21 protein-coding genes and 1 tRNA gene are annotated in these 26408 nt (G+C 68.9%); 8 read left to right on the top strand and 14 right to left on the bottom strand.

Annotated elements, in window-relative coordinates:
• Window positions 1-89 precede the first annotated feature (89 nt).
• Window positions 90-1130: an aldo/keto reductase gene (locus ACIPV5_RS05535; protein WP_400340239.1), complete on the bottom strand. Its 1041-nt coding sequence runs from the start codon at window positions 1128-1130 to the stop codon at window positions 90-92.
• Window positions 1131-1358: 228 nt separating this feature from the next.
• Here ACIPV5_RS05535 and ACIPV5_RS05530 point away from each other — a divergent pair, with 228 nt between their 5' ends.
• Window positions 1359-3983, top strand: a complete 2625-nt coding sequence (locus ACIPV5_RS05530) for an excinuclease ABC subunit A (protein WP_400340237.1) — start codon at window positions 1359-1361, stop codon at window positions 3981-3983.
• Window positions 3984-4020: 37 nt separating this feature from the next.
• Here ACIPV5_RS05530 and ACIPV5_RS05525 read toward each other — a convergent pair.
• From ACIPV5_RS05525 to ACIPV5_RS05485, 9 genes are all read right to left on the bottom strand, one after another.
• Window positions 4021-4109: transfer RNA gene (locus ACIPV5_RS05525), tRNA-Ser, on the bottom strand.
• A 203-nt stretch (window positions 4110-4312) separates the two neighbouring features.
• On the bottom strand, window positions 4313-5314 hold the full coding sequence (locus ACIPV5_RS05520) for a LacI family DNA-binding transcriptional regulator (protein WP_056276845.1): 1002 nt from the start codon (window positions 5312-5314) through the stop codon (window positions 4313-4315).
• Between the two features lie 42 nt (window positions 5315-5356).
• Entirely contained in the window at window positions 5357-6034 is a 678-nt protein-coding gene (locus ACIPV5_RS05515) for a hypothetical protein (RefSeq protein ID WP_400340235.1), read from the bottom strand.
• Window positions 6035-6036: 2 nt separating this feature from the next.
• On the bottom strand, window positions 6037-6978 hold the full coding sequence (locus ACIPV5_RS05510) for a carbohydrate ABC transporter permease (RefSeq protein ID WP_053098764.1): 942 nt from the start codon (window positions 6976-6978) through the stop codon (window positions 6037-6039).
• Window positions 6975-7976: a carbohydrate ABC transporter permease gene (locus ACIPV5_RS05505; RefSeq protein WP_053098763.1), complete on the bottom strand. Its 1002-nt coding sequence runs from the start codon at window positions 7974-7976 to the stop codon at window positions 6975-6977. The genes ACIPV5_RS05510 and ACIPV5_RS05505 overlap by 4 nt, the downstream gene beginning before the upstream one ends.
• Window positions 7977-8043: 67 nt before the next feature.
• Window positions 8044-9339: an ABC transporter substrate-binding protein gene (locus ACIPV5_RS05500; RefSeq protein WP_053098762.1), complete on the bottom strand. Its 1296-nt coding sequence runs from the start codon at window positions 9337-9339 to the stop codon at window positions 8044-8046.
• 163 nt (window positions 9340-9502) lie between these two features.
• A complete protein-coding gene (locus ACIPV5_RS05495; protein WP_400340232.1) occupies window positions 9503-10429 on the bottom strand; it encodes a hypothetical protein in 927 nt (308 codons plus the stop codon).
• On the bottom strand, window positions 10426-11517 hold the full coding sequence (locus ACIPV5_RS05490; RefSeq protein WP_400340231.1) for a Gfo/Idh/MocA family protein: 1092 nt from the start codon (window positions 11515-11517) through the stop codon (window positions 10426-10428). The genes ACIPV5_RS05495 and ACIPV5_RS05490 overlap by 4 nt, the downstream gene beginning before the upstream one ends.
• Before the next feature lie 28 nt (window positions 11518-11545).
• Window positions 11546-13321 (bottom strand): ABC transporter ATP-binding protein, encoded by a 1776-nt coding sequence (locus ACIPV5_RS05485; RefSeq protein ID WP_320490808.1) that lies wholly within the window; start codon window positions 13319-13321, stop codon window positions 11546-11548.
• 65 nt (window positions 13322-13386) lie between these two features.
• On the opposite strand from ACIPV5_RS05485, the gene ACIPV5_RS05480 reads away from it, so the two are divergent.
• The 6 genes from ACIPV5_RS05480 to ACIPV5_RS05455 all read left to right on the top strand — a co-directional run bounded on the left by ACIPV5_RS05480 (window position 13387) and on the right by ACIPV5_RS05455 (window position 20360).
• Window positions 13387-14352, top strand: a complete 966-nt coding sequence (locus tag ACIPV5_RS05480) for a serine hydrolase domain-containing protein (RefSeq protein ID WP_285365260.1) — start codon at window positions 13387-13389, stop codon at window positions 14350-14352.
• A 95-nt stretch (window positions 14353-14447) separates the two neighbouring features.
• Entirely contained in the window at window positions 14448-14840 is a 393-nt protein-coding gene (locus ACIPV5_RS05475; RefSeq protein WP_053098757.1) for an L-rhamnose mutarotase, read from the top strand.
• Window positions 14837-16003 carry an L-rhamnose isomerase gene (gene rhaI, locus ACIPV5_RS05470; protein WP_400340228.1) on the top strand — a complete coding sequence of 389 codons (1167 nt, stop codon included), beginning with the start codon at window positions 14837-14839 and terminating at the stop codon, window positions 16001-16003. Before ACIPV5_RS05475 ends, rhaI begins: the two co-directional genes overlap by 4 nt.
• A gap of 75 nt (window positions 16004-16078) precedes the next feature.
• Entirely contained in the window at window positions 16079-16933 is an 855-nt protein-coding gene (locus ACIPV5_RS05465; protein WP_400340226.1) for an alpha/beta hydrolase, read from the top strand.
• Complete coding sequence (locus tag ACIPV5_RS05460) at window positions 16930-18966, top strand: bifunctional aldolase/short-chain dehydrogenase (protein ID WP_400340225.1); 2037 nt, start codon at window positions 16930-16932, stop codon at window positions 18964-18966. The genes ACIPV5_RS05465 and ACIPV5_RS05460 overlap by 4 nt, the downstream gene beginning before the upstream one ends.
• Complete coding sequence (locus ACIPV5_RS05455; protein WP_400340224.1) at window positions 18963-20360, top strand: rhamnulokinase family protein; 1398 nt, start codon at window positions 18963-18965, stop codon at window positions 20358-20360. Before ACIPV5_RS05460 ends, ACIPV5_RS05455 begins: the two co-directional genes overlap by 4 nt.
• 174 nt (window positions 20361-20534) lie before the next feature.
• Here ACIPV5_RS05455 and rhaS read toward each other — a convergent pair whose 3' ends face one another.
• The 4 genes from rhaS to ACIPV5_RS05435 are packed head-to-tail and all read right to left on the bottom strand — an operon-like array spanning window position 20535 to window position 25240.
• Complete coding sequence (gene rhaS, locus ACIPV5_RS05450) at window positions 20535-21578, bottom strand: rhamnose ABC transporter substrate-binding protein (protein WP_400340222.1); 1044 nt, start codon at window positions 21576-21578, stop codon at window positions 20535-20537.
• Between the two features lie 55 nt (window positions 21579-21633).
• On the bottom strand, window positions 21634-22686 hold the full coding sequence (locus tag ACIPV5_RS05445) for an ABC transporter permease (protein ID WP_053098751.1): 1053 nt from the start codon (window positions 22684-22686) through the stop codon (window positions 21634-21636).
• Window positions 22683-23714, bottom strand: a complete 1032-nt coding sequence (locus ACIPV5_RS05440) for an ABC transporter permease (protein WP_053098750.1) — start codon at window positions 23712-23714, stop codon at window positions 22683-22685. The genes ACIPV5_RS05445 and ACIPV5_RS05440 overlap by 4 nt, the downstream gene beginning before the upstream one ends.
• Window positions 23711-25240 carry a sugar ABC transporter ATP-binding protein gene (locus ACIPV5_RS05435; protein WP_053098749.1) on the bottom strand — a complete coding sequence of 510 codons (1530 nt, stop codon included), beginning with the start codon at window positions 25238-25240 and terminating at the stop codon, window positions 23711-23713. The genes ACIPV5_RS05440 and ACIPV5_RS05435 overlap by 4 nt, the downstream gene beginning before the upstream one ends.
• Window positions 25241-25390: 150 nt before the next feature.
• Here ACIPV5_RS05435 and ACIPV5_RS05430 point away from each other — a divergent pair, with 150 nt between their 5' ends.
• Window positions 25391-26398, top strand: coding sequence for a LacI family DNA-binding transcriptional regulator (locus ACIPV5_RS05430; RefSeq protein WP_053098748.1), 1008 nt, complete (start codon window positions 25391-25393; stop codon window positions 26396-26398).
• Window positions 26399-26408: the final 10 nt, after the last annotated feature.

Raw genomic sequence — 26408 nt, 5'->3', positions numbered from 1 at the left:
CAGGTCCGTTGTGTACGCCCCCTGTGACAGGGGCCCCCACTAGACAGACTCGCTGCCGCCCGGAATATTACGCAGCGCCAGGGAAAAAGTCAGACGACGCTGGCGCCGGGCGCCGCAGCGAACTCCTCGAGAGCGGTGACGACGTCGTCGGAGAGCTCGACCTGGCTGGCCGCCACCGCGTCGTCGATCTGGCCCGTGCGCGATGCACCGATGATCGCGGTGGTCACCACGGAGTCCCGCAGCACCCACGCGACGGCGAGCTGGGGAATCGAGAGGCCCGCGTCCTTCGCGACGCGGTCGATGCCGCGGATGCGCTCGAGGTAGCTGTCGGTGAGCGCGGACCCGTTCAGGAAATGGCTGTTCGCGGCACGCGAGTCGGCCGGGACGTCACCGTCGATGTACTTGCCGGTGAGCAGGCCCTGCGCGAGCGGCGAGAACACGGCGCTGCCGATCTCCAGCTCGCGCAGCGCCGGGAACAGCTCGGCCTCGGGAGTGCGGTCGAACAGCGAGTACCGCGGCTGGTGCAGCAGCAGCCTCACGCCCTGATCCGCGAGCAGCTGATACGCGCGACGCGCCAGCTCGGCCGGGTAGTTCGAGATGCCCACGTACAGCGCCTTGCCGCTGCGCACGATGTCGGCGAGCGCCGTGACCGTCTCCTCCAGCGGGGTCTCGGGGTCGGGGCGGTGCGAGTAGAACACGTCGACGTAGTCGGTGTCCATGCGCTGCAGACTCTGCTCGAGCGAGCGCATGAGGTACTTGCGCGATCCGCCGTCGCCGAACGGCCCCGGCCACATGTCGTAGCCGGCCTTGGTCGTGACGAACAGCTCGTCTCGGTAGCGGGCGAGCCCGCTGTCGAGAACGGCCCCGAACGTCGACTCGGCGGACCCGTACGGCGGACCGTAGTTGTTCGCGAGGTCGATGTGCACGACACCGCGGTCGAACGCGTGCAGCACGATCTCGCGCTGACTGTCGAAGGTGCGGTCACGACCGAAGTTCTGCCAGAGTCCGAGCGACACCTTCGGCAGCTTCACCCCGCTGGCGCCTGCGCGTTGGAACGGCACGTCGGTGTAGCGGGTGGCCGCAGCCTCGTAGGCATGCGTCAGGCGGGGGTCATCGGCGGCGATGGGCATGAGGGACGCTCCTGGATCCGAGGCGGGAAGAGCTTCAGGATAGCGCTTTCTCGCACGGCGGGACCAGGACTCCGATGCATGCTGCGCCGGCATACGGGTGTCCGCGCTCGCAGGCCCGACCGACCGCTGTCAACCACACCGACGAAGTCCGACGGTCGGGGTAGCGTGACGGAGAGACGGCGATCATCGCATTCACCCCCGCTCCCCGCGGGAAACGAGAAGAGGTCCATGATGGGCGGGACCCCACCGTCGAAGCTGTCCGGCACGTCGAACGCCATCGTCGTGACCGGAGCACGGGTGCACAATCTTCGCGACGTGAGCGTCGCGATACCCCGCGACGCCCTCGTGGCCTTCACCGGCGTCTCCGGCTCGGGAAAGAGCTCCCTCGCATTCGGCACGTTGTACGCCGAGGCGCAGCGTCGGTACTTCGAGTCGGTGGCGCCCTACGCGAGGCGCCTGATGAGCCAGGTCGACATCCCCGACGTCGACGCCATCGGCGGGCTGCCTCCGGCGGTGGCCCTCCCCCAGCAGCGCACCGCGGGAAGCGCTCGATCGACCGTCGGCAGCGCCACGTCGATCGGCAACGTCATCCGCATGCTGTTCTCGCGAGTGGGCACATACCCCAGTGGGGCGGAGCCGCTGTTCGCCGAGGACTTCTCCGCGAACACCGTGCAGGGCGCGTGCCCGCGCTGCCACGGGATCGGGCAGGTGTACGACGTGCCGCTGCACCTCATGGTCCCCGACGAGTCGCTGTCGATCCGCGACCGTGCGCTCGACGCCTGGCCGCGCGCCTGGCACGGCAAGCAGCTCATCGACAGCCTGATATCGCTCGGCTACGACATCGACATCCCGTGGCGCGATCTGCCTGAGAAGCAGCGTCAGTGGGTGCTCTACACCGAGGAGTCCCCTCAGGTTCCGGTGTTCACCGACCGCGGCCCGGCGCAGGTGCGCAAAGCCGTCGCGGCCGGCATCGAGCCCTCGTACATGAGCACGTTCGTCGGCGTGAGGCAGTACGTGCTCAACACCTTCGCCAACTCGAAGAGCGCGAAGATGCGCGAGAAGGCGGCGAGCTTCATGGTCAGCGTCCGCTGCCCGATGTGCGACGGACGCCGCCTGAAGCCCGAGGCGCTCGCCGTGACGTTCGCCGGTCTCGACATCACCGAGATGGCCGCGATGCCACTCGCGGACCTCGAGGCACTCCTCGAGACGGCACTCGACTCATCCGGCAACGGAACGGATGCCGCCGGCCCCGGTGGCGAAGCGCTCCCACCCGAGAAGAAGCTCGCGGCGCACCGGCTGGTCGACGAGCTGCGCGATCGGATCTCCCCCATCATCGAGCTCGGTCTGGGCTACCTCTCGCTGGATCGCTCGACCCCGACGCTCTCGTCGGGTGAGCTGCAGCGTATGCGGCTCGCGACCCAGGTGCTGTCACAGCTGTTCGGGGTCATGTTCGTGCTCGACGAGCCGTCTGCCGGCCTCCACCCCGCCGACGGCGAAGCGCTCGTGCGCATCCTCCGCTCGTTGCGAGACTCCGGAAACACGGTCTTCTTCGTCGAGCACTCCCTCGACGTGATCCGGCATGCGGACTGGATCGTCGACATCGGCCCCGGAGCGGGATCCACCGGCGGTGAGATCGTCTATTCCGGCCCGATCGACGGGCTGCGGGACGCGGAGCGCTCCCAGACGAGACGATATCTGTTCGCCGACGACCTGCGGGCCGAGCAGCCGACGGCACAGCCGCGGGCCCCTCGCGAGCCCGATGCCGAACTGGTGCTCGTCGACGTCTCGCGGAACAACCTCCGCAGCGTCTCCGTGTCGGTCCCCCTCGGCTGCCTCACCGCCGTCACGGGCGTCTCCGGTTCGGGCAAGTCGTCTCTCGTCACCCAGGCCCTGCCCGACCTGCTGCAGAGCAGCCTCTCCAGCGAGGTGGACGGCTCGTCGACCGACACGTCGACGAGGGAAGAGCAGGGCAGCGCAGCAGCTGATCCGCTGTTCTCCGCACCGATCGCCCACACGACGGGTCGCGCCTCCGGTCCCGCCGACCGCGTGCGACGCGTGGTGCAGGTCAGTCAGAAGCCGATCGGCCGCACCTCTCGATCGAACGTGGCGACGTACACCGGGCTCTTCGACCGCGTCCGCGCGCTGTTCGCCGCGACACCAGAAGCACGTCGGAGGCGCTACGCCGCGAGCCGCTTCTCGTTCAACCTGGCGAGCGGGCGATGCCCCACCTGCAAGGGCGAGGGCACGGTCGAGGTCGAGCTGCTCTTCCTCCCCACCGTCCACGCCCCCTGCGGCACCTGCGGCGGCACGCGCTACAACCCGGAGACCCTCGAGATCGAGCTCCACGGGCACACCATCGCCGACGTCCTCGCCCTGAGCGTGAACGACGCGCGTGTCCTCTTCGAGGACGATGCCGACGTCGCGCGACACCTCGATGCCCTCCTCGACGTGGGGCTCGGGTATCTGCCGCTGGGCCAGTCGGCGACCGAGCTCTCCGGCGGCGAGGCGCAGCGCGTGAAGCTGGCGTCCGAACTGCGGCGCGCCCAGCACGGCGACACCCTCTACCTGCTCGATGAGCCCACCTCAGGACTGCATCCGTCGGACACCGATCGGCTGCTCGTCCATCTTCAGCATCTCGTCGACGCCGGCAACACGGTCGTGATGGTCGAGCACGACATGCGCGTGGTCGCACAGGCCGACTGGGTGATCGACATGGGACCGGGAGCCGGAGAGCTCGGCGGCACTGTCGTGGCGCAGGGAACTCCGCGTTCCGTCGCCTCCGCGAGCGGAAGCACCACGGCGTCGTACCTCGCGGATGCCATCGCGGCTCAGGAACTCGGAGTCAGCGCCTGAGAACAGAAAATCCCTGCCGAGGCAGGGATTCTTTCTGCGGAGACGAGGGGATTTGAACCCCTGGTCCCCGTGAGGGGACTCCACCTTAGCAGGGTGGTGCACTCGGCCGGACTATGCGACGTCTCCAGGCATCCGAACCGTGAAGAGCGGATGCACCTTGCAATCATAACGGGTTCCCGTGGCTGGAACGAATCGGGGCTCAGGGTCCTCGGCCGGGCCGCCTGCAGGACGAAAGCACATCTGCAGGACGAGACCCGACGGATGCTCCCGCATCCGTGCTCCGGTCATGCACACGGCACGGGTGACGGCGCGTGACCCGAGACGATCCCTCAGCCGGCGCTCGATTCGCGCACCACGAGTTCGGGCTGGAACCGCACGCGACGGTCGTGCTCGACGCCGTCGAGCTCCTTCAGCAGCAGATCCACCCCGGTCCAGCCGAGCAGCCTGGCCGGCTGGCGCACGGAGCTCAGCGGCACGACGGTCGCCGAGGCGAAGTCGATGTCGTCATAGCCGACCATGGCGATGTCCTGGGGCACACGGATGCCGGAGCCGAAGCTGAACGCCTGCAGCAGCCCGACGGCGAGCAGGTCGTTCGCGGCGAAGACGGCATCCGGGCGCGATTCAGGCCCACGCGCCGCGATGGCCTCGCCCGCAGCCCTGCCCTGGAGCACCGTGAGCGCGGACTGCTCGAAGATCTCGAGAGTGACATCGGGGTGAGCGGCGACGGCCGCCTGCACGCCGCGCAGACGATCGGCGACCTGCTGCACCGACTGCGGTCCTCCGACGAATGCCAGCCGGCGACGTCCCGAAGCCAGCAGGTGATCGGCAGCCAGGCGTCCGCCTTCGACGTCATCGACCGAGACCGACGGCAGCAGCCCCTCCTCGACCTCGCGGTCGACGAGGATCACCGGCATGCCGCCCGCGGCGAATCGATGCACGGCCGAGAGGTCGTCGGTGGCGGGTGTGAGCAGCACGCCGTTGACCCGCTGCTCCTGGAAGAGCTCGAGGTGCGCGACCTGGCGCTCGTCTCGCTCGTCGCTGTTGCCGAGCAGCACCGTCATGCCGGCATCCGCTGCCCGGTCCTCCGCGCCGCGCACGACCTCGGCGAAGAACGGGTTGCCGATGTCGGGCACCACGAGTCCGATGCTGCGGCTGCGACCCGCGCGCAGCTGCCTGGCGGCGTCGTTGCGCACGAAGCCGAGTTCCTGGATCACCCGCTGCACGCGCTCGACCGTCTTGGCGGACACGCGCTCGGGCTGATTGAGCACGTTCGAGACGGTGCCGACCGAGACGCCGGCCGCAGCCGCCACGTCCTTCACCCCTACCGCCATGGCCTGCCTCCGTCCGTCCGCGCGTGCGCCACGACTACCTTCTCATTCCGCGGGGTGAACTCCGCGCCGGCGACGCCCGGGAACCGCGACGACGGCGAGCGCCGCGCAGCCGATGCCCGCGATGAACAGGGGCGCGAGCGCCCAGGTCACGACGCCGGTGAAGACGGCCGCGGCCGCGATGTACGCGGCGCCGGCGGCATCCGCTGTGATCATCCCCGGCACCGCCCGCACCGCGGCGGTCCACCCGGTCGCCGGCGACCAGGCGCCGGCGGCGAGCAGCACGGCGACCGCGAGAGCGAGCAGCCCCGCCCAGCCGATGACCGCGATGATCTCGCCACCGGGCAGTGCGCCCGAGCCCGCGAGCACGACGTCGACCGTGAGCACGGCGGCGATCAGCGCCGCCGGCACCCCGACGCGGAGCGAGGGCAGGATGCCGGTGCGCACGTCGTCCCAGAACAGGGCCGTGCGCGAGTCCTCCGCGGCGACGAAGCGACGCAGGTGACGTATGCCGGCAGCCAGGGCGATCGGCAGCGTGACGACGCCGAGGGCGATGATCGTCATCAGCAGCCCGACCGTGAGCACCTCGCCGAACAGACCGAACTTGGCGGTCGCTCCGGGGTTGACCCCGGGCTCGACACCGGCGACCGTCGGGCCGGCGCCCGACCGCGCCTCGCGCTTCGCCGCCCGGTGCGCCCGACGCTCTGCGTTGATGACCGACATGACTAGCCCTTCAGTCCCTGCGTGGCGACTCCGTCGACGAGGAAGCGCTGGAAGACCACGAAGAACAGCAGCACCGGCACGAGGGCCACGAACGACGCCGTGACCGTCGCGCCGTAGTCGGACGACGAGGTCTGGTCGTTGTAGAGGCGCAGCGCGATCGGCAGCGGGTAGTTCTCGGGGCTCGTCAGGTAGAGCAGCGGGCCGAGGAAGTCGTTCCACGCCCAGATGAACGAGAAGATCGCGCAGGTGATCAGGGCGGGCTTGATGAGCGGCAGGATGATCGACCAGAAGATCCGCAGGTGGCCTGCTCCGTCGATGCGCGCCGCTTCATCCATGTCACGGGGCATCTGGCGGATGAACTGCACGAGAAGGAAGACGAAGAACGCCTCGGTGGCGAGGAACTTCGGCAGGATCAGCGGGATGAAGGTGTCGACCCATCCGAGCTGGTTGAAGATGATGTACTGCGGGATGATCACGACGTGGAAAGGCAGCAGCAGCGTGCCGATCATCGCGGCGAACAGCACGCCGAGTCCCTTGAACTGCACTCGTGCGAAGGCGTAGGCGGCGAGCGCCGACGAGAGCACCGTGCCGACGACGGCCGAGACCGCGAGGATCAGCGAGTTCAGGAAGAAGCGCCACATCGGCACTCCGGCGATGCCCTCCATGACCTTGCCATAGTTGTCGAGCGTCGGCGCCTGCGGCAGCAGACCGGGGTTCTGACCGAACTCGGAGTTCGGCTTGAACGTCGACAGGAACAGCCACAGCAGCGGGTAGAGCACCACCGCGGTGAGCACGAGGAGACCGATGAACCAGATGACGGTCTGCCAGGTCTTGCGCTTGATGCGGCGACGCGGGGCGGGCGGACCGACGGGCGTCGTCTGCTGCGCGGCGAAGACCGGAGTGGATGCGGCGCCGGACGTGGTCGCCTGATTGGAGGTGCTCATTTGTCGTCTCCCGAGTAGTGCACCCACGACCTCTGAGTGCGGAAGAGGATGAAGGCGATGATCGCGACGACGACGAGCAGGACCCACGCGATCGCGGCCGCGTAGCCCATCTGTCCGTCGGAGAACCCTCGCTTGTACAGGTACACGGTGATGAAGTTCGTCATGCCGGCGGGGCCGCCGGTGCCGTTCGAGATGATGTACGCCGAGGCGAACACCTGGAACGCGCCGATGAGACCGAGCAGCAGGTTGAAGAACATCACCGGGGAGAGCATCGGGATCGTCACCGCGCGGAACCGACGGTAGGCGTTCGCGCCGTCCATCTCTGCGGCCTCGTACAGCTCCTTGGGGATCTGCTTGAGACCCGCGAGGAAGATCACCATCGTGGCTCCGAACTGCCAGACGGCGAGCAGGATCATCATCGGGAGCACGAGGCTCGGGTTGCCGATCCATCCGCCGAGATCCACGCCGAAGATCTGCAGACCGCTGTCGACCGGACCGTCGGAGGAGAACATGGCCCGCCACACGATGGCGACCGAGACCGAGCCGCCGATGAGGGACGGCGCGTAGAAGGCGGAACGGAAGAAGCCCGCGCCCTTGTCTCGGTAGTTCAGGAGCATCGCGACGCCGAGGGCGGCCGCGAGGGTGATCGGAGTGCCGATGAAGACGTAGACGAGCGTGATCTGCGCCGACTGGATGAAGTTCGGGTCGCTCGTGAAGAGTCGGATGTAGTTGTCCAGCCCGATCCACTTGGGCGGCTGGAAGATGTTGTACTTCGTGAAGGAGAGGTACAGGGAGTAGATCATCGGCACGGCGGTGAGACCGAAGAAGCCGATGAGCCACGGGGTGAGGAACGCATAGCCGGTCGCCGTCTCACGCCGCAGACGTGCGCGCTGGCCCGGCCGCGCGAGTTCGTTCTCGGGGCGGCGGCCGCTGCGCAGCGCCCGCCCTCGCCCGGACTTCTTGCCCGTGACGATCGTCCTGGTCGCCGTCGTGCTCATGACAGCTCCTTCCGAAGTGGATGGGATGCGGTGGGCCGGGCGGATGCCACCCGGCCCACCGACGGGATCACTGGTTGAGGACGACGTCCATCTCGGAGAAGAACTGCGTCACGGCCTCGTCGACCGTCGTGGTGCCGAAGTTCAGCTCGGTGCCCAGCACCCGGAACTTCTCCTCGAGGGTGCCGTAGCCGACGATCGGCACGGGCGGAGCGTCGCCGAGGCGGTCGGCGATCGACTCCTCGTAGTCCTTGACGAGCTGGCTCATGGGATCGAGCTCTGCGGCCTCGAGAGCGGTCTCGGATGCGGGGAGGCCACGGTTGGTGCCGAAGATCTCGCCGGACTCGGGCGAGTTGACCAGGAAGTTGACGAGCGTCGCCGCCGCCTCCGGGTGCTCGGTCTTGGCCGAGATCGTGTGCAGCATCGAGGGCTTCAGGTACAGATCCTTCGCGCCCTCCTTCGTGACCGGCGGGGCGACGAGGCCGAGCTCGGTGTAGCTCTCGCCGAGGTTGGCGAGGTAGCCCGCACCGAAGTTGTCCCACGTCAGCTCGCTGGCGTTCTTCGCGGCGTCGAACGCGGTGAGGGGGTTGAGCTCCTCGACGACCTGCTGCGGAACGACGACTCCGTCGCGGATGTCGTCTCCGGCCTCCCAGAACTCCTTCAGACGGTCTTCGTCGAAGCCGGGCGTGCCGTCTTCGTCGAACAGGTTCTTGCCCTCGCTGCGCAGCTGCAGCTCGAAGTTCTGGATGCGCCCCGTCCAGTCGGACCCGCCCCAGAACTCACCCGCGCCGGCATCGGTGATCTCGCCCATCCACTCGTCGTAGTCCTCCCAGTCGCCCCCGGGGAACTCCTCGACGCCTGCGGTCTCGAGCAGCTGGGGGTTGGTGAAGACGCCCCACGCGTTGGTCGAGGTGGTGATGCCGTAGGTCGTGTCATCGACGACGCCGATGCCGAGGATGTTCTCGGAGAGCGGCTCGGTGTCGATGACCGAGCCGAGGTAGGGCTCGAGGTCGAGCAGCAGGCCGTTCTCCGAGTACTGACGCAGGTACGAGTAGTCGAACTGCATGACGTCGGGGAGTCCGCCGCCGGCGGCCTCGGTCTGGCGCTTCTCCCAGAACTCCGGGAACCCGAGGAACGTCGCGTTCACCGTGATGTTCGGGTACTCCTCGTTGAACGCCTCGATCGCCTGGTTGTAGAGATCGGCGCGGACGTCGTTGCCCCAGAACGCCAGGTCGAGGGTGACCTTCTCGTCGGGGTCGTACGTGGGCTCGCCCTCGGGGCTGCCTCCGCCGGCGCAGCCGGCGAGTACCAGCGCTGCGCTGGTGGCGACGGCCGCTGCGGCCGCCAGACGCTTCTTGCTGAACATCGTTGTCCTCTCTGATGAACGTCCTCGTTCGGCAGGGCCGCGGAACGCCTGTGTCCATGTGGTGCGGGATGCGATCTCCATCGTGCGGGGAAAACGCTTACCTGCACGCTAATCCAGATTGAAACGTTTCGCAACCGGCAATTCGCGGCGGGGATTACATCGATTACCGCGGGGTCTTCGATCCTCTCACGATCAGCTTCCCGCCCTCGACCTCGAGCCCCACGCGACGGACGGCGGATCGCCTCTGCTCGCCCGTCGCAGAGTGGGCCGGAGCCCCCTCCGCGGCGGCGAAGAAGTAGAACCACAGGTCGTCGCCGACGCGCACCTGCGCGCCGTGACTGCCGTGCCCTCCGGTCGGCAGATCAGCGAGGATGACGGCATCCGCATCACCCTGACGCGTCCAGCGCGTGCCGTCGTCGGAACGATAGACGCCCATCCCCCGCCACTCGTCCACGATCAGCCACCAGAGACCGCCGAGCTCGAACACCGTCGGCCCCTCGTGCGGCCGCCCTCCGACAGCGACGCCGTCGAGGGACCAGTCCGCGAGGTCGGGCGATGACGCGACCATGGTCACCGAGTCCGCCGCCTCATCCTTGTACCAGAGGCGCCACAGTCCGTCGGGCGTGCGCGCGACGGCCGCATCGATCACACGATCGCTGCTCAGCACGAGCGGGCCGCATCTCGACCAGTGCCTCAGGTCGTCGGAGGCGTACTCGACGATGGCGCGAGCGAACCCCGGCCAGCGGTCGGGGATGCCGTCGATCTCGGTGAGATGCATCCGCCAGCGCGCACCGTCCCAGAAGACCTCCGGGGCCCAGTGGGTGCGGTCGACCTCGGCGGGCGGCGGGCCGGTCTCGAGGACGAGATCGGATGCCGTGGGCTCGAGCGTTCCGTCGTAGCGCCAGTCCAGACCGTCGGTCGATGTCGCGACCCCGATCCGGCTGCCGTGCACCCACGACACCCCCGGTCCCGCATCGGCGAGGCTCGCCCGACGCTGGGTGTAGAACATCCACCACAGCCCGTCGGCGTCGACCACGACCCGCGGGTCGGTGGCTCCGTCGTAGACGGGGTCGCGGTAGAGCTCTCTCATCTGCGGAGATCGGTGACCGGGCTCGCGAAGCCGGCCCGGTGCGTGGGGTGCGAGCCCAGCAGCTCGGGGGTGATCACCGTGCCGTCCGCAGCGGCCGAGGCGTAGATGGCCGCCACGATCTCGAGCGAGCGTGCGGGTGCATCAGCAGTAGGAGGCAGGGGTGCTCCCTCCAGCAGAGCGTCGAACACGTCGCGCAGCAGCGGCTCGTGGTCGCTGCGCTCCTCGCCATCCGGGAACGCCCATCCCTCGGCCTCCGACTCGAAGCCGGGCGCCGGGGTGATCCGCCAGTTCTCATGACCGTGGCCGTAGACGTGGTCGACCGTGACCGTGGCCTTCTGGGTGTCGATGCGGATCGAGCTCGTCTCTCGCGGCGACACGGCACTGGTGACGAGCTGCGCGACCACTCCCTGGCCGAAGACGATGGTCGCGGTCGAGACGTCCTCGGTCTCGGTCTCGCGGTCGAGCCGCCAGAGCCTGCCCTGCACCGACGACCAGTCGCCCAGCAGGTGCGCGAGCAGGTCGATCTGGTGGATGCCGTGGCCCAGGGTCGTTCCGCCACCCTCCGTCTCCCACTTGCCGCGCCACGGCACCGCGAAGTAGTCGGCGTCACGGAACCAGAGCGTCTGACACACGGCGACGAGCGGGCGCCCGAGGGCTCCGCTCTGCAGCAGCCCGCGCACGTGCGCCGCGGCCGTGCCGGTGCGCTGCTGGAAGACGACCGCCAGCTGCCTGCCCGCGGCCTCGGCCCCCGCGCGCATCTCGTCGAGCTCATCGAGCGACGGCGCCGGCGGCTTCTCGACGATCACATGCGCGCCGGCCGCGAAGGCTGCGAGCGACTGCGAACGGTGCGGCCCGGGCGGCGTGCAGATGAGCACGACGTCGGGGTGCTCGGCGGCGAGCATCTCGTCGAGGTCGCCGTAGGCGGCATCGATGCCGTATCGGTCGGCGAACTCCTGCGCCTTCTCCCGGCTGAGGTCGGCGACGGCGACGAGTTCGGCGCGCGGGTACGCGGCGACCGCGCGGGCGTGCGCGTTCGCCACCGCCCCGGTGCCGACCAGGGCCGCGCGAAGGGTCTTCTCGGTTGTCATCGTTCCTCCTCAGGACGCTGAGCCGGGGTCATCTGATGCCGTTCTGCACCAGGTGCAGGCGGGCGTATCGCCCGTCGGCGGCGAGCAGCTCGTCGTGCGAGCCCTGTTCGACGATACGTCCGTGCTCGAGCACGACGATGCGATCGGCCTGCCGGATCGTCGACAGCCGGTGCGCGACCACGAGCGTCGTGCGACCGCGCATGAGCCGTTCGAGGGCCTCTTTGACGAGTCCCTCGGACTCGGGGTCGAGCGCGCTCGTCGCCTCGTCGAGCAGCAGGATCCGCGGATCGCGGACGAGCGCGCGGGCGATGGCCAGACGCTGGCGCTGACCGCCCGAGAGGCGCGCTCCGCGCTCGCCGACCACCGTGTCCCACCCCTGCGACTGCTCGCTCACGAACTCCCACGCGTTGGCGTCTCGCAGCGCCTGTTCGACGCGATCGGGCGTGACGTCGGGCATGCCGTAGGCGATGTTGTCGAAGACCGATCCCTCGAACAGCACCGACTCCTGCGGCACGACCGAGATCGACCGGCGCACTGTGCGCAGGTCGAGCTCCTGCATGTCGGCGCCGTCGAGCACGATGCGGCCGCTCGTCGGACGGACGAATCCGAGCACGAGGTTCAGGAGGGTCGACTTGCCCGAGCCCGACGATCCTACGAAGGCGACCGTCTCGCCGGGGGCGATCCGCAGATCGATCTCGAACAGGGCGTCGTCGTCGGCATCCGCGTAGCGATGCGTCGCAGAATCGAGCACGATCTCGCCGGCGACCGCCGAGACGACGCGCTTGCCGGAGTTCTGCTCGATGTCGGGCTCTTGCAGCACCTCGGCGATCGAGCGCACCGACTCGAGCCCGCGGGCGCCGACGGGAATGAGCATGAGCAGCTGGGTGAGCCCGCCGGTCAGCAGCGTGAAGTAGCTCGAGAGCATCACGACCTCGCCCGGCGTGATCGGGAGGAAGCCGGTGAGCGCGCACACGGCGGCGAGCATGAGGCAGGCGACGCCGAGCAGCTGCATCGCGACCCAGGAGATCGAGGCCACCCGGCCGTTCAGCAGGTCGAGGTCGAGTCCGGCGCGGCGCACGCCATCCGCCCCGCCCGCGACGCGGTTGATCGCCGTCTCCTCGAGCCCGTGAGCGCGTGTCACCGGGATCAGCGACGCCATCTCGCCGACGCGGGCCGACAGCGTCTCGATCTCGCGCCGGAAGACCTCGTTGCGACGCTGCGATCGATTGCGCATGCCGTAGCGGATGCCGATCGCGATCGGCACGGCGAGGGCGTACACGGGAAGGAACTGCGGCACGGTGACCGCCGTCATGCTGAGTGCGCCGAGCATCACCATGGTCGACGACAGGAGCGGATGCGTGACCTGCTGCAGCATGAGCTCGACGTTCTCGACGTCGCGCACCACCTTCGTCTGCACGATCGAGGAGCTCATCCTCGTGTGGTACCCGATCGAGAGGCTCTGCAGTCGCGCGGTGAGGGCGTTGCGGAGATCGGCACCGAGGTCTCGCACCACGGTCATGAAGTTGCGGGTGTAGATGATGTGGTTCGGGTAGTTCTGCAGCAGCAGCACGGCGGCCAGCGCGAACCACCACAGCACCTCGGTGACATCGCCGTCGCTCGCCACGACGTCGATGATCGCGGCGGTGATCACCGGCAGGAACCAGAGCGGGATCTCCTTGATCGCGAAGGCCGTGATCGCGAAGGTCAGTCGCCAGGGACGGCGGGCGACGAGGCGCAGCACGGAGCGGGTCGGGTGATCACCGTCGATGAGCGCGGCCGGATGGGAAAGCGCTTTCTGTGCCATGGTCCTATCGTAGAGTCACCGCACCCGTCTGGGAAGCGGGACCATCCGAATCAGCAGGAGCAGCCATGACCTTCGACGCAGCATTCGACTGGGCACGTGGTCACGTGCAGGCGGAGCGCCTGCCGACAGCCGTGCTCGGCATGGCCACCGCCGACGGGATCGTCGACCTCGAGGGCTTCGGGGCCGCGACGGATGCCGTGTATCCGCTGTTCTCGATCACGAAGGTGCTCACCGGCATCACGGCGACGCGCGCCATCGAGAGGGGTCTGCTCACCCCGAACACTCCGCTCGCCGACGCCCTGCCGCAGTTCGGCACCTCTCGTGACGACATCGTGCGGCTGTGGCACCTGGCATCCCACACCTCGGGGATCTCCGAGCCGGCTCTCGACACCGCGCTTCCGCTGCGCGACGAGCTGCTCAGCCAGGGGCGGGACTTCGCCGCCGGCACCGCGTCGCGGTATTCCACCCTGGCCTTCGAGGGGATCGCGGCGCTGATCGAGCACGCGACCGGTTCAACCTGGGATGCCGGCACATTCGACTGGGCGCATCGCATCGGCGCGATCGGCCTGACCCTCGACCCGAGCAAGTCCCTCGGGGTTCCGGATGCCGCGGCCGGCGGACTCGACCTCGACCGGTTCCACGCCACGCGTGCTCCCGGCGCAGGACTCCTGGGCAGAGCCGAGGATCTCCTGCACCTCGGCGCCGAGCTGCTGCGCATCGGCCAGGGCGCGAAAGACGGCATCCTGTCTCCGGCGGGACTGGCCATGATGCTCCGCCCGCTGACCGGCGCGATCCCCCGCCTCGACCCGTACCCCTCTGAGCGCGGTCAGGACTGGGGCTTCACGTTCAACCTGCGCTCACGAGCGCCGGGGCTGGTGGACCGTGACGTCTTCGGCCACGGCGGGTGGGCGGGCACGGAGTTCTGGGTGCACCCGACGGCGGGCGTCTGCTGGGTGCTGCTCACGAACGCGGCCGTGCGCCCGGGCGTGGACGCCGATCAGCTCGACAACGCGGTCATCACCGCGGTGTGACCGCCGACGCTCGCTTGACACGTCGCCCGCCCGTGTCTAGGGTTGAGACATTGAATGAAACGATTCAAAACCCGCTCGATGAAGAGAGAACCAACATGACCCGCGTCGCGTTCCAGTTGCAGGTGCGTCCTGAACTGCTCGACGAATACCTCGCCCGTCACTCGCCGGTCCGGCCCGAGATGCTGGCCGAGATCGCGGCCGCCGGCCGCCGTAACTACTCGCTGTTCCTTGCCGAGGGCGGCACGCTCGTCGGCTACTACGAGACCGACGACGATGCCGCCGCCCAGGCGTATCTCGCCGCCTCCCCCGTCGCCGCGCGCTGGGAGTCCGAGATGAGCCGATTCTTCATCGGTCTCGACGGACGCCCCGACCAGGCCGCCACCGCACTCGCCGAGGTGTTCCACCTCGAAGACCAGCTCGCCGACGCCGGCGACTCCCCCGCATCAGACATCGACAACCGCACCGACACCGAAGGCAGCGCCTCATGAGCATCCTCTCGTCCGACAACCTCGCCGCCCTCGAACAGCAGGGCATCGAACTCCCCAGCTGGGCGTTCGGCAACTCCGGCACGCGCTTCAAGGTGTTCGGCACGCCCGGCACGCCCCGCGACCCGCGGGAGAAGATCGCGGATGCCGCGCAGGTGAACAAGTACACGGCGCTCGCACCCTCGGTCGCCCTGCACATCCCGTGGGACCTGGTCGACTCGTTCTCCGACCTGCGCAAGCACGCCGAGGACCTCGGCGTGACCCTGGGCACCATCAACTCCAACACGTTCCAGGACGACGACTACAAGTTCGGCGCGCTGACCCACGAAGACCCGTCGATCCGCCAGAAGGCGATCGACCACCACCTCGCCTGCATCGACGTGATGGATGCCACGGGCAGCCGCGACCTGAAGATCTGGCTCGCCGAGGGCTCGAACTACCCGGGGCAGGCCGACCTGCGCGGCCGTCAGGACCGCCTGCAGGAGTCGCTGCAGCAGATCTACGCACGCCTCGGCGACGACCAGCGCCTCGTGCTCGAGTACAAGTTCTTCGAGCCGGCGTTCTACCACACCGATGTTCCCGACTGGGGCACGTCCTACGCCCAGGTCTCGTCCCTCGGCGACAAGGCCATGGTGTGCCTCGACACGGGCCACCACGCACCCGGCACCAACATCGAGTTCATCGTCATGCAGCTGCTGCGCCTCGGCAAGCTCGGGTCGTTCGACTTCAACTCGCGCTTCTACGCCGACGACGATCTCATCGTGGGCGCGGCCGATCCCTTCCAACTGTTCCGCATCCTGTTCGAGGTCGTGCGCGGCGGCGGCCTGAACAACCCCGATGTGGCGTTCATGCTCGACCAGTGCCACAACGTCGAGGACAAGATCCCCGGTCAGATCCGCTCGGTGCTCAACGTGCAGGAGATGACGGCGCGTGCGCTGATCGTCGACCGCGACGCCCTGACCGCGGCGCAGAAGTCCGGCGACGTGCTCGCCGCCAACGCCGTCTTCATGGACGCGTTCTACACCGACGTGCGCCCCGCGCTCTCCGAATGGCGAGAGTCGCGCGGCCTCGCAGCCGACCCGATGGCGGCCTACGCCGAGTCGGGCTACCAGCAGAAGATCGCCGCCGACCGCGTCGGTGGCGTGCAGGCCGGCTGGGGCGCCTGAGCCCGCACCCCGACCCGTCGGGATGCGGGAGCCGATCCCCGCATCCCGACGCCCCCCGACAGAACGGATGACACCGTGAACGAGCAGGTGCTCGACGGACCGCACGGACCGCTGCGCGTGCGGGTGTACACCCCGACCTCTCCCGTCGGCCCCGGACTCGTCTGGGTGCACGGCGGAGGGTTCGCCGCCGGTGAGATCGACATGCCGGAGGCCGACTGGGTCGCGCAGAGCTTCGCCGAGCGCGGCATCGCCGTGGTGTCGGTCGACTACGCGCTGGCTCCCTTCCCTCGCACCTGGGCTGCGGCAGCCGGGGCACCCGAGCGAGAGGGCGTGCACTACCCGGTCGCCTCCGAGGAGGTCGAGGCCGCATTCCGCTGGGCGGTCGACTCCGGCCTCACCGAGGGGCCGTGGTCGATCGGCGGAGCGAGCGCCGGCGGCAACCTCGCGACCGGCGCGGCACTGCGCCTCAGTCACGGTCCCGGGCCCTTCCCTGCGCTCGCGGTGCTCGCCTATCCGACGCTCCACGCCGTGCAGGCAGCCCCGGATGCTGCGCTGCGCGCCACTCTCGACGCGGACCCCGATGCCGACGTGTTCGGCCCCGACCCGGTGCGCGGCATGTACGAGAACTACCTCGGCGGGCCGGTCGACGGTGGCGACGTCTACGCCGTGCCCGGCACCGCGTCCCCCGCCCAGCTCTCGCATTTCCCCGCCACGATCATGATCAACGGCGAGGTCGACGAGCTCCGTGTCTCCGGCGAGGCGTTCGGCGCCCTGCTGCGCGACGCGGGCGTCGAGATCGACATCTCGACCGAGCCGGGCACCCGCCACGGCCACCTCAATCAGCCCGAACTCGCGGCAGCGACAGCATCGATCGACCGCTTCGCCGCCCGCATCCTCGCCACGTCTCCACAGAACAGGGAACAGCCATGACCAACCCCACCGCCGCCGCCCTCATCGAGCGGTCGAACCGCCTGGGCGCCGACCCGAAGAACACCAACTACGCCGGTGGCAACACGTCGGCGAAGGGCACCGAGACCGACCCCGTCACGGGTCAGCCCGTCGAGCTGATGTGGGTCAAGGGTTCGGGTGGAGACCTCGGCACGCTCACAGAGCAGGGTCTCGCCGTGCTGCGCCTCGACCGCATGCGCGCACTCGTCGACGTCTACCCGGGCCTCGACCGTGAGGACGAGATGGTCGCCGCGTTCGACTACTGCCTGCACGGCAAGGGCGGTGCAGCTCCGTCGATCGACACCGCGATGCACGGGCTCGTCGACGCCGCGCACGTCGACCACCTGCACCCCGACTCGGGCATCGCGATCGCCACCGCGGCCGACGGGGAAGAGCTGACGGCGAAGATCTTCGGCGACAAGGTCGTGTGGGTTCCGTGGCGTCGCCCCGGATTCCAGCTCGGACTCGACATCGCCGCCATCAAGGCGAAGAACCCGCAGGCCATCGGCACGATCCTCGGCGGCCACGGCATCACCGCCTGGGGCGACACGTCGGAGGAGGCCGAAGCCAACTCCCTCTGGATCATCGACACCGCGGCCGCCTACATCGAGGCCAACGGCAAGGCCGACCCGTTCGGCGGCGTCCGCGCCGGCTTCGAGGCACTCCCCGAGGCCGAGCGGCGTGAGCGCGCTGCGGCCCTCGCCGGCACGATTCGCGGGATCGCGTCGACCGACAAGCCGATGGTCGGCCACTTCACCGACTCCGACGTCGTCCTCGACTTCCTCGCCTCCGAGCGCGCCCCTGAACTCGCGGCTCTCGGCACCAGCTGCCCCGACCACTTCCTGCGCACCAAGGTCAAGCCGCTGATCCTCGACCTGCCGGTCACGGCATCCGCCGATGAGCAGATCGCCCGCCTGCACGAACTGCACACCGAGTACCGCGCCGACTACCAGGCCTACTACGACGCGCACGCGACCGCCGAGTCGCCCGCGATCCGCGGCGCCGACCCGCTCATCGTGCTCGTGCCCGGCATCGGAATGTTCTCCTACGGCGCCAACAAGCAGACCGCCCGCGTCGCCGGTGAGTTCTACGTCAACGCGATCAACGTCATGCGCGGCGCCGAGGCACTGTCGACCTACTCGCCCATCTCTGACGCCGAGAAGTTCGACATCGAGTACTGGGCGCTCGAAGAGGCCAAGCTGCAGCGCATGCCGAAGCCGAAGTCGCACCAGGGACGCATCGCCTTCGTCACCGGAGCCGCCAGCGGCATCGGCAAGGCCATCGCCACCCGCCTCGCCGCAGAGGGCGCCTGCGTCGTCATCGCCGACCTCGACCTCGAGAAGGCACAGGCGGCCGCCGCCGAGCTGGGCAGCACCGACGTCGCGATCGGCGTCGCGGCGAACGTCGCCGATGCGGATGCCATCCAGGCGGCGCTGAACGACGCCGTGCTCGCGTTCGGCGGCGTCGACCTCGTCGTCAACAACGCCGGTCTCTCGCTGTCGAAGCCGCTGCTCGAGACCACCGAGAAGGACTGGGATCTGCAGCACGATGTCATGGCGAAGGGCTCGTTCCTCGTGTCGAAGGCCGCGGCCCGCGTGCTAATCGACCAGAAGCTCGGCGGCGACATCATCTACATCTCGTCGAAGAACTCCGTCTTCGCCGGCCCCAACAACATCGCCTACTCGGCGACCAAGGCCGACCAGGCCCACCAGGTGCGGCTGCTGGCCGTCGAGCTCGGCGAGTTCGGCATCCGCGTCAACGGCATCAACCCCGACGGTGTCGTGCGCGGCTCGGGTATCTTCGCCTCCGGCTGGGGCGCGAACCGTGCCGCGACCTACGGTGTCGCCGAAGAGGACCTCGGCCAGTTCTACGCCAACCGCACGATCCTCAAGCGCGAGGTCGTTCCCGAGAACGTGGCGGATGCCGTCTACGTGCTGACGGGTCCCGAGCTGAGCCGCACGACCGGTCTCCACATCCCGGTCGACTCCGGCGTCGCTGCGGCGTTCCTGCGATGACGGTGCGGTCCGTCGCCGCCGTCGACCTCGGAGCGACCAGCGGTCGCGTCATGATCGGCCGGATCGGCGACGGCCGGCTCGACCTCGAACTCGTCTCGCGGTTCCCGAACGGGCCCGTCGAGCGCGAAGACGGTCTGCACTGGGACTTCGGCGCTCTCTACGAGCACGTCGTCGCAGGGCTCGCCGAGGCGGTACGGCGCGAACCGGCGATCGAGAGCGTCGGCATCGACTCGTGGGCCGTCGACTACGGCCTGCTGCGAGACGGCGAACTCCTCGCCGAGCCGTTCCACTACCGCGACGCGCGCACGGCGCGCGGCGTCGACGAGGTGCACACGGTCGCGCCCTTCGCCGAGCTCTACGGCCGCAACGGACTGCAGTTCCTGCCGTTCAACACGCTGTACCAGTACCGCGTCGATGCCCGCCTCGCCGACGCCGACACCGCGTTGCTCATTCCCGACCTCATCGCGTTCCTGCTCACCGGAACAGCGGTGGCCGAGCGGACGAACGCCTCGACCACCGGGCTCCTCGGCGTCGAGTCGGGCGAGTGGGACGCCGAGCTCGCCGAGCGCATCGGCATCCCGACGCACATCCTGCCGACGCTCGTCGATCCGGGCGAGACGATCGGCACACTCCGCGCGGACCTGGTCGAGCGCATCGGCAAGAAGCTGCCGGTGATCGCGGTCGGGTCGCACGACACAGCATCCGCCGTCGTCGCCGCTCCCCTGTCGACCCCGCACTCCGCCTACATCTCGTGCGGCACCTGGGGGCTGGTCGGCATCGAGCTGACCGAGCCGGTGCTGACGGATGCCGCGCGCGAGGCGAACTTCACGCACGAGCTCGGCGTCGACCGTCGCTACCGCTTCCTGCACAACGTGACGGGGCTCTGGCTGCTGAGCGAGACCGTGCGCGCGTGGGAGGCGGAGGACGGCTCGCGGATCGACCTGCCCGAGCTGCTGGCCGCGGCCTCCGCCGTGACGGACGACGTGCCCCTCTTCGACGCGAACGACGCGTCGCTCAGCGCACCGGGAGACATGCCCGCGCGCATCGCGACACTGCTCGGGCCCGAGGCTCCGACGACGCGACCCGCCTTCGCCCGATCGATCGTCGAGTCGATCGCGACCGCCTTCGCGGATGCCGTGCAGACGGCAGCCGATCTGTCAGGGCGCGCACTCGACAGCATCCACCTCGTGGGAGGCGGCTCGCTGAACCGTCTGCTGTGCCAGGCCACCGCGGATCGCACCGGCCTTCCCGTGCTCGCCGGCCCCGTCGAGGCCACAGCTCTCGGCAACGTGCTCGTGCAGGCACGGGCTCTCGGCGCCGCCCCGGCATCCCTCGAGGAGCTGCGCGCCCTCGTCGCCGCGACGCACGAACCGGAGCGCTTCGACCCGCGCTGACTCCCTCACGCCCGTCGCAGCCCCTCATCCGACCGCCCGTATCCCCGATGGATGCCGGTGTGAATCCCTGTGCGGCTGCGGATGCCCGCCCTGTCAGGCGCCGGAGAACGCACACCGCGGCGCACACGGAAAGGGGCGCCGAGGCCGAAGCCCGACGCCCCTCACGAACTCGACTCAGAAGTCGAACTCGCCGATGTTGTCTGCGTTGAACTCGAACGGGTCGCCGAGAAGAACGACGCCGTCGGCGCCGACCGTGTACTCGCCGAGGTCTCCGGCCTCGAAGGTGTCGCCCTCTTCGCCGGTGATCTCACCCTCGATCAGCGCCTTGGAGGCGAACGCGGCCAGGTAGCCGAGGTCGGCAGGGTTCCACAGCGCGAACCCGGTGACGGTGCCGTCTTCGACGTACTCGCGCATCTGGTTCGGCGTGCCGAGACCGGTGATGGCGACCTTGCCCTTGTAGTCCGAGGTGGACACGTACCGCGCCGCAGCCGCGATGCCGACCGTGGTGGGCGAGATGATGCCCTTCAGGTTCGGGTGGCTCTGCAGCAGCGCAGCGGTCTTGTCGAACGACGTCTGGTCGTCGTCGTCACCGTAGACGGTCTCGACGATCGTGATGTCGGGGTACTCGCTGGCGACGTACTCCTTCATCAGGTCGATCCAGGCGTTCTGGTTGGTCGCGTTGGCGGATGCCGACAGGATCGCGACCTCGCCGGCTCCGCCGATCTGGTCGGCGATCAGGTCGACCTGCACCTTGGCGATGCCCTCGGAGTCGGCCTGGTTGATGAACAGGTCGCGGCACTCGGGGTTCGTGTCGGAGTCGAAGGTGACGACCTTGACGCCGGCGTCACGGGCCTCGTTCAGCGCGTCGCAGATCGCCTTCGGGTCGTTCGCCGAGACGACGAGCGCGCCCACGGCCTGCTGCGTCGCGGTGTTGATGTAGCTGACCTGGGCGTCGGGGGTGGCCTCGGCCGGGCCGACCTCGGCGAACGTGCCGCCGAACTCGTCGACGGCGGTCTTGCCGCCCTCGCTCGAGGTGTCGAAGTACGGGTTGCCGAGGTTCTTGGGCAGGAACGTGATCGCGAGGTTGTCGGATCCGCCTTCACCCTCTGAACCCGAGCCTCCGGATCCGCCGCTGGTGTCGGCGCAGCCGCTCAGCACGAGCGCTGCGGCCACGGCGACCGCCGCGAACCCCGCGATCTTCTTACGTGCAAACGTCATTGTTCTTCCTTTCGTGATGATCACCGCTGGCGGGTGCCGGCGATGAGAGGCTGCCTCATGGTGCGGGAGAGGCTGCTACGCGCAGTGGCGGACCGGCCTTCGCGCGGACGCGCTGCGCCCAGGCGAGGACGCTCGCTGCGACGACCGAGAAGATCAGCAGCCCGCCGGTGATGATGTTGATGACGTCGGACGTGACTCCGGCGAGGCGCAGGCTGCTGCCCAGCACCCCGATCAGGAGAACGGCGGCGACGACGCCGTGCAGGTGTCCCCGCCCGCCGAACACCGACACTCCGCCGAGCACCACGGCCGCGATGACCTGCAGTTCGAGCCCGGTGGCGTTGTCGCCTCGGGCGCTGCCGAACCGCAGCGTGTAGAAGATGCCTGCGAAGGCGGCGACCACGCCCGAGAGCACGAACAGGATGAACTTCGTCCGTTCGACGTCGACGCCCGAGAACCGCGCGGCGTCCTTCGACAGACCGATCGCGAAGACACCACGGCCGAAGGGCGTGAAGTGCAGCAGCACGGCGAACAGCACCAGCAGGATCAGGAACGGGATGACGATGTACGGAATGGTCGTCCCGGCGATCTTCGCCTTCGCGAGCGCCGTCCATGTCTCGGGGAAGTCCGTGACGGCCGTGGTGCCGAGCAGGCCGACCGCAAGCCCGCGGAAGAGTGCGAGTGTGCCGATCGTGACGGCGAGCGACGGCAGCCCGACGATCGTGACGAGGAACCCGTTGAAGGCTCCGCCGACGACGCCGACGAGGAGGGCCGCAAGGGCGGCGACCTCGAAGGGAGCACCCGACTCGGTGAGGACTCCGGTGACGACGCTGGCGAGCCCCACCATGGATCCCACCGACAGGTCGATCTCGCCCGTGATCATGACGAGCGTCATGGGCAGCGCGATGAGCAGGATCGGTGCGACGTCGAGCAGGAGGTAGTTCGCGGTGATCGGCTGGGCGAAGCCGCGGATCGTGACGGCCGCCACGATCGTCACCAGCACGAGGAGCGCGATGATCGCGAACTCGCGGTTGATGAAGATGCGCCGCCACAGCGGACGGTCGTAGTCGCGGATGACGCGGGTCGACGTCGTCGTCGTTGTCGTGGTCATGATTCGTCCCTCGCCTCGATGAGCTGGCGTCTCTGTCTGACCGCGAGCACCCGGTCGAGCACGATGGCCCCGATGATGAGCACACCGACCACGGCACGCTGCCAGAAGTCCGGGATGCCGAGAATCGGCAGCGCGCGGTTGATGGTCATCAGGAGCATCGCGCCGATGGCCGCGCCCCAGACCGTGCCGACACCGCCGGTGATCGCGATGCCACCGATGACGGCTGCGCCGACGGCATCCAGCTCCCAGCCGCTTCCCGCCTGCGAGCTGATGGATCCGTATCGCGCGGCGTAGAAGACGCCGGCGAGACCTGCGAGTGCACCCGAGAGGACGAACGCGGAGAGCACCCGACGGGTGACCTTGAGGCCGTAGAGCTCGGCCGCCGAGGGGTCGGAGCCGATCGCGTAGTACTCGCGTCCGCCCCGGATGTTGCGCAGATACCAGGCCGCGAGCGCGAGCACGATCACCGCGATGATCGTCAGCACAGGGATGAACAGGATCTGCTGCGTGCCGAGTGCGAGGAAGTCCTTGGGCATGTCGGAGGCGTTGATGCGATCGCTGCCGGTCCACAGCACGTTGATGCCGCGGTAGGCATAGAGCGTGCCGAGCGTGATCACCATGGCCGGCACCTTCGCGAAGGCGACCAATGCGCCGTTGACCAGGCCGAGGAAGGCACCGAGCAGGACGGCCGCGATCACGACGACCACGATCGGGATGCCGGGGACGTCGACGAAGAGGCGTCCGGTCAGGTAGGCCGTGAGGCCCATCACCGAGCCCACCGACAGATCGACGTTGCGCGTGATGATGACGATCGCCTGGCCCACCGCGACGAGCATGAGGATCGACGGCGTGAGCAGCAGATCGCGCCAGCCGTCGGAGCTGAAGAGGAACGCCGGGTTCTTGACGGTCGCGGCGATCACGACGAGCACGAGCGCGGCGAGGATGCCGAACTCGCGTGCACGGCCGATGCCGCCGGGCTTCTTCGCGATCGCCGGAGCGGCGGCCGCGGGTGCGGTGGTGGTGCTCATGAGTGCAGCTCCGATGAGTGGGTGGCGGCGAACATGACGTTCTCGCTGGTGGCGTCGTCGCGGGAGATCTCGGCGGTGATGCGTCCTTCGCGCATCACGAGCACGCGATCCGCCATGCCGAGCACCTCGGGCAGCTCGGACGAGATCATCAGGATGCCCATGCCCTCGCCGGCGAGCTGCGACAGCAGTCGGTGCACCTCGGACTTGGTGCCCACGTCGATGCCCCGGGTCGGCTCGTCGATGATGAGGACGCGCGGGTCGGTGGCCAGCCACTTGGCCAGCACGACCTTCTGCTGATTGCCGCCCGAGAGCGTGGACGCCACGGTGTCGAGCGCGTGCGTCTTCACCTCGAGGCGCGACGCCCACTCCTTCGCCGCACGGTTCTCGATGCCGCTCGTGATGAGTCCCCACTTCGAGAGGCGCCGGCGGATGGCGAGCGTGATGTTGCCTCCGACGCTCGCGTCGATCACGAGGCCCTGCTTGCGGCGGTCCTCGGGAACGAGCGCGAGTCCGCTGCGCATCGCGGCGGTCGGGTTGCGGCGGGCGACGCCCGCGCCGAGCATCCGCACCTCTCCCTCGTCGTAGGGATCGACGCCGAAGATCGCGCGGGCGACCTCCGAGCGACCGGCGCCGACGAGACCTGCCAGTGCGACGATCTCGCCCGCGCGCACCGTGAACGAGATGTCATGGAAGACGCCGGGACGGGTGAGCGCTGTGACCTCGAGCAGCGGCTCGCCGATGGCGGCCTCCTGCTTGGGGAACAGCTCGGTGACGTCGCGGCCGACCATCTGGCGCACCAGTTCGTCGACCGTGGTCTCGGCGATGGGAGTGGTGTCGATGTATGCCCCGTCACGCATGACGGTGACGGTGTCGCACAGGTCGAACACCTCGTCGAAGCGATGCGAGATGAAGAGGATCGCGCGTCCCTCGTCGCGGAGGCTCCGCGCGACCGCGAAGAGTCGGTCGACCTCGACGCCGCTGAGTGCGGCCGTCGGCTCGTCCATGATCAGCACGCTCGCGTCGAGGGAGATGGCCTTGGCGATCTCGATGATCTGCTGGTCGGCGATCGACAGACCCTCGGTGATGCGGTCGGGGTCGAGCGTCACGCCCAGGCGGCGGAAGATCCGGTCGACTTCGGTGCGCATGGCCTTGCGGTCGATGCGGCCGAGGAAGCCGGTGGGCTGACGTCCCATGAAGATGTTCTCGGTGACCGAGAGATCGGGGAACAGCGTCGGCTCCTGGTAGATGACCGCGATGCCCGCGGCCTTCGACTGGGCGGTGCTGGTGAAATCGACATCGTCGCCGTGCAGACGGAAGTCGCCCGAGTCGCGGCGGTACAGACCGGCCATGATCTTCACGAGCGTGGACTTGCCCGCGCCGTTCTCGCCGATGAGGGCGTGGATCGAGCCGGGGCGGAGCGTCAGGCTGCCGGAGCGGAGTGCGACGACGGGGCCGAAGGACTTCACCACCCGATGCAGCTCGAGCGCGGTGGGGGGAGCGCTGCGGGCGGAGGCTGCGTCTACCACTGGCTTTCCTCTCCGTTGAGGGGGATGATGATCGGAATGAACTTTACCTGAATCGATTCAAGCTCGTTTCAGGCTAGTGTATGTGATGCCGGTCTCAGGTCAACCCCCGATGCCGAAGCGTGATCCGCCCGACGACGAGAGGACTGCCGAATGCCGGTCAGCATCCGCGATGTCGCCGTTCGCGCTGGCGTCTCCGTCGGCACCGTCTCGAACGTCCTGAACCGACCGGACGAGGTCTCCAGCGAGTCGGTCGAGCGAGTGACGCAGGCGATCGAAGAGCTCGGCTACGTGCGAAACGACGCCGCCCGCAAGCTCAGAGCGGGCGTGAGCACGACCGTCGGATTCGTCGTGCTCGACGGCCAGAACCCCTTCTACAACGATGTCGTGCGCGGTGCCGAAGACGAGGCGTCCAGCCACGGCATCGCGATCCTGTACGGCAACACCGACGACGACCCGTCCCGCGAGAAGGTCTATCTCGACCTGTTTCGCGAGCAGCAGGTGCGCGGCCTGCTCATCGCCCCCTACGGCGACGTCATGACGCAGCTGCGCAAGTTCCGAGCGAGCGGGATCGCGACGGTTCTCGTCGACCGATTCAGCGCCGACAGCGGGTTCTCGTCGGTGTCGGTCGACAGCGTCGCGGGTGGGCGGCTGGCGGTCGAGCACCTCATCGAGGGCGGTCGGCGGCGGATCGCCTTCGTCGGCGGCCCCTTCGACATGCGTCAGGTCACCGACCGTCTCGCGGGCGCTCGCGCGGCGGCCGAGAACGCGGCGGTGCACGTCGAGCTCGAGGTCGTGCCGACGGCGGCGATGACGGTCGAAGAGGGCGTCGCCGCCGGAGCGCGCCTGCTCACCCGCCCTCGGCGCGAGTGGCCCGACGCGCTCTTCGCCGCCAACGATCTGCTCGCCCTCGGCCTGCTGCAGTCGCTCGTGTCGGGCGGACGCCTGCTCGTCCCCGACGAGATCGCGCTGATCGGCTTCGACGACAATCCGTTCGCGGCCGCCGCCGCGGTGCCGTTGTCATCCATCCGTCAGCCCAGCCGCATGATCGGTCGCACGGCGCTGCGGATCGTGCTCGAAGAGGCGGCCGACCCCGAGAGCATCCCCCGCCAGACCGTGTTCCCGCCCGAGCTGATCGTGCGCAGCTCGACCGGCGGCTGACCCGGGGCCG

The organism is Microbacterium sp. NPDC090014, from assembly GCF_044748285.1.
Lineage (GTDB): Bacteria > Actinomycetota > Actinomycetes > Actinomycetales > Microbacteriaceae > Microbacterium.
The sequence above is the reverse complement of the archived record's forward strand: the minus strand, read 5'-3'. Positions and strand labels throughout refer to the sequence as shown.

Bases quoted from the DNA above. Each gene is read 5' to 3' on its own strand.
- ACIPV5_RS05535 (WP_400340239.1), bottom strand. From the start codon at position 1,130: ATGCCCATCGCCGCCGATGACCCCCGCCTGACGCATGCCTACGAGGCT.
- ACIPV5_RS05530 (WP_400340237.1), top strand. From the start codon at position 1,359: ATGATGGGCGGGACCCCACCGTCGAAGCTGTCCGGCACGTCGAACGCC.
- ACIPV5_RS05520 (WP_056276845.1), bottom strand. From the start codon at position 5,314: ATGGCGGTAGGGGTGAAGGACGTGGCGGCTGCGGCCGGCGTCTCGGTC.
- ACIPV5_RS05515 (WP_400340235.1), bottom strand. From the start codon at position 6,034: ATGTCGGTCATCAACGCAGAGCGTCGGGCGCACCGGGCGGCGAAGCGC.
- ACIPV5_RS05510 (WP_053098764.1), bottom strand. From the start codon at position 6,978: ATGAGCACCTCCAATCAGGCGACCACGTCCGGCGCCGCATCCACTCCG.
- ACIPV5_RS05505 (WP_053098763.1), bottom strand. From the start codon at position 7,976: ATGAGCACGACGGCGACCAGGACGATCGTCACGGGCAAGAAGTCCGGG.
- ACIPV5_RS05500 (WP_053098762.1), bottom strand. From the start codon at position 9,339: ATGTTCAGCAAGAAGCGTCTGGCGGCCGCAGCGGCCGTCGCCACCAGC.
- ACIPV5_RS05495 (WP_400340232.1), bottom strand. From the start codon at position 10,429: ATGAGAGAGCTCTACCGCGACCCCGTCTACGACGGAGCCACCGACCCG.
- ACIPV5_RS05490 (WP_400340231.1), bottom strand. From the start codon at position 11,517: ATGACAACCGAGAAGACCCTTCGCGCGGCCCTGGTCGGCACCGGGGCG.
- ACIPV5_RS05485 (WP_320490808.1), bottom strand. From the start codon at position 13,321: ATGGCACAGAAAGCGCTTTCCCATCCGGCCGCGCTCATCGACGGTGAT.
- ACIPV5_RS05480 (WP_285365260.1), top strand. From the start codon at position 13,387: ATGACCTTCGACGCAGCATTCGACTGGGCACGTGGTCACGTGCAGGCG.
- ACIPV5_RS05475 (WP_053098757.1), top strand. From the start codon at position 14,448: ATGACCCGCGTCGCGTTCCAGTTGCAGGTGCGTCCTGAACTGCTCGAC.
- rhaI (WP_400340228.1), top strand. From the start codon at position 14,837: ATGAGCATCCTCTCGTCCGACAACCTCGCCGCCCTCGAACAGCAGGGC.
- ACIPV5_RS05460 (WP_400340225.1), top strand. From the start codon at position 16,930: ATGACCAACCCCACCGCCGCCGCCCTCATCGAGCGGTCGAACCGCCTG.
- ACIPV5_RS05455 (WP_400340224.1), top strand. From the start codon at position 18,963: ATGACGGTGCGGTCCGTCGCCGCCGTCGACCTCGGAGCGACCAGCGGT.
- rhaS (WP_400340222.1), bottom strand. From the start codon at position 21,578: ATGACGTTTGCACGTAAGAAGATCGCGGGGTTCGCGGCGGTCGCCGTG.
- ACIPV5_RS05445 (WP_053098751.1), bottom strand. From the start codon at position 22,686: ATGACCACGACAACGACGACGACGTCGACCCGCGTCATCCGCGACTAC.
- ACIPV5_RS05440 (WP_053098750.1), bottom strand. From the start codon at position 23,714: ATGAGCACCACCACCGCACCCGCGGCCGCCGCTCCGGCGATCGCGAAG.
- ACIPV5_RS05430 (WP_053098748.1), top strand. From the start codon at position 25,391: ATGCCGGTCAGCATCCGCGATGTCGCCGTTCGCGCTGGCGTCTCCGTC.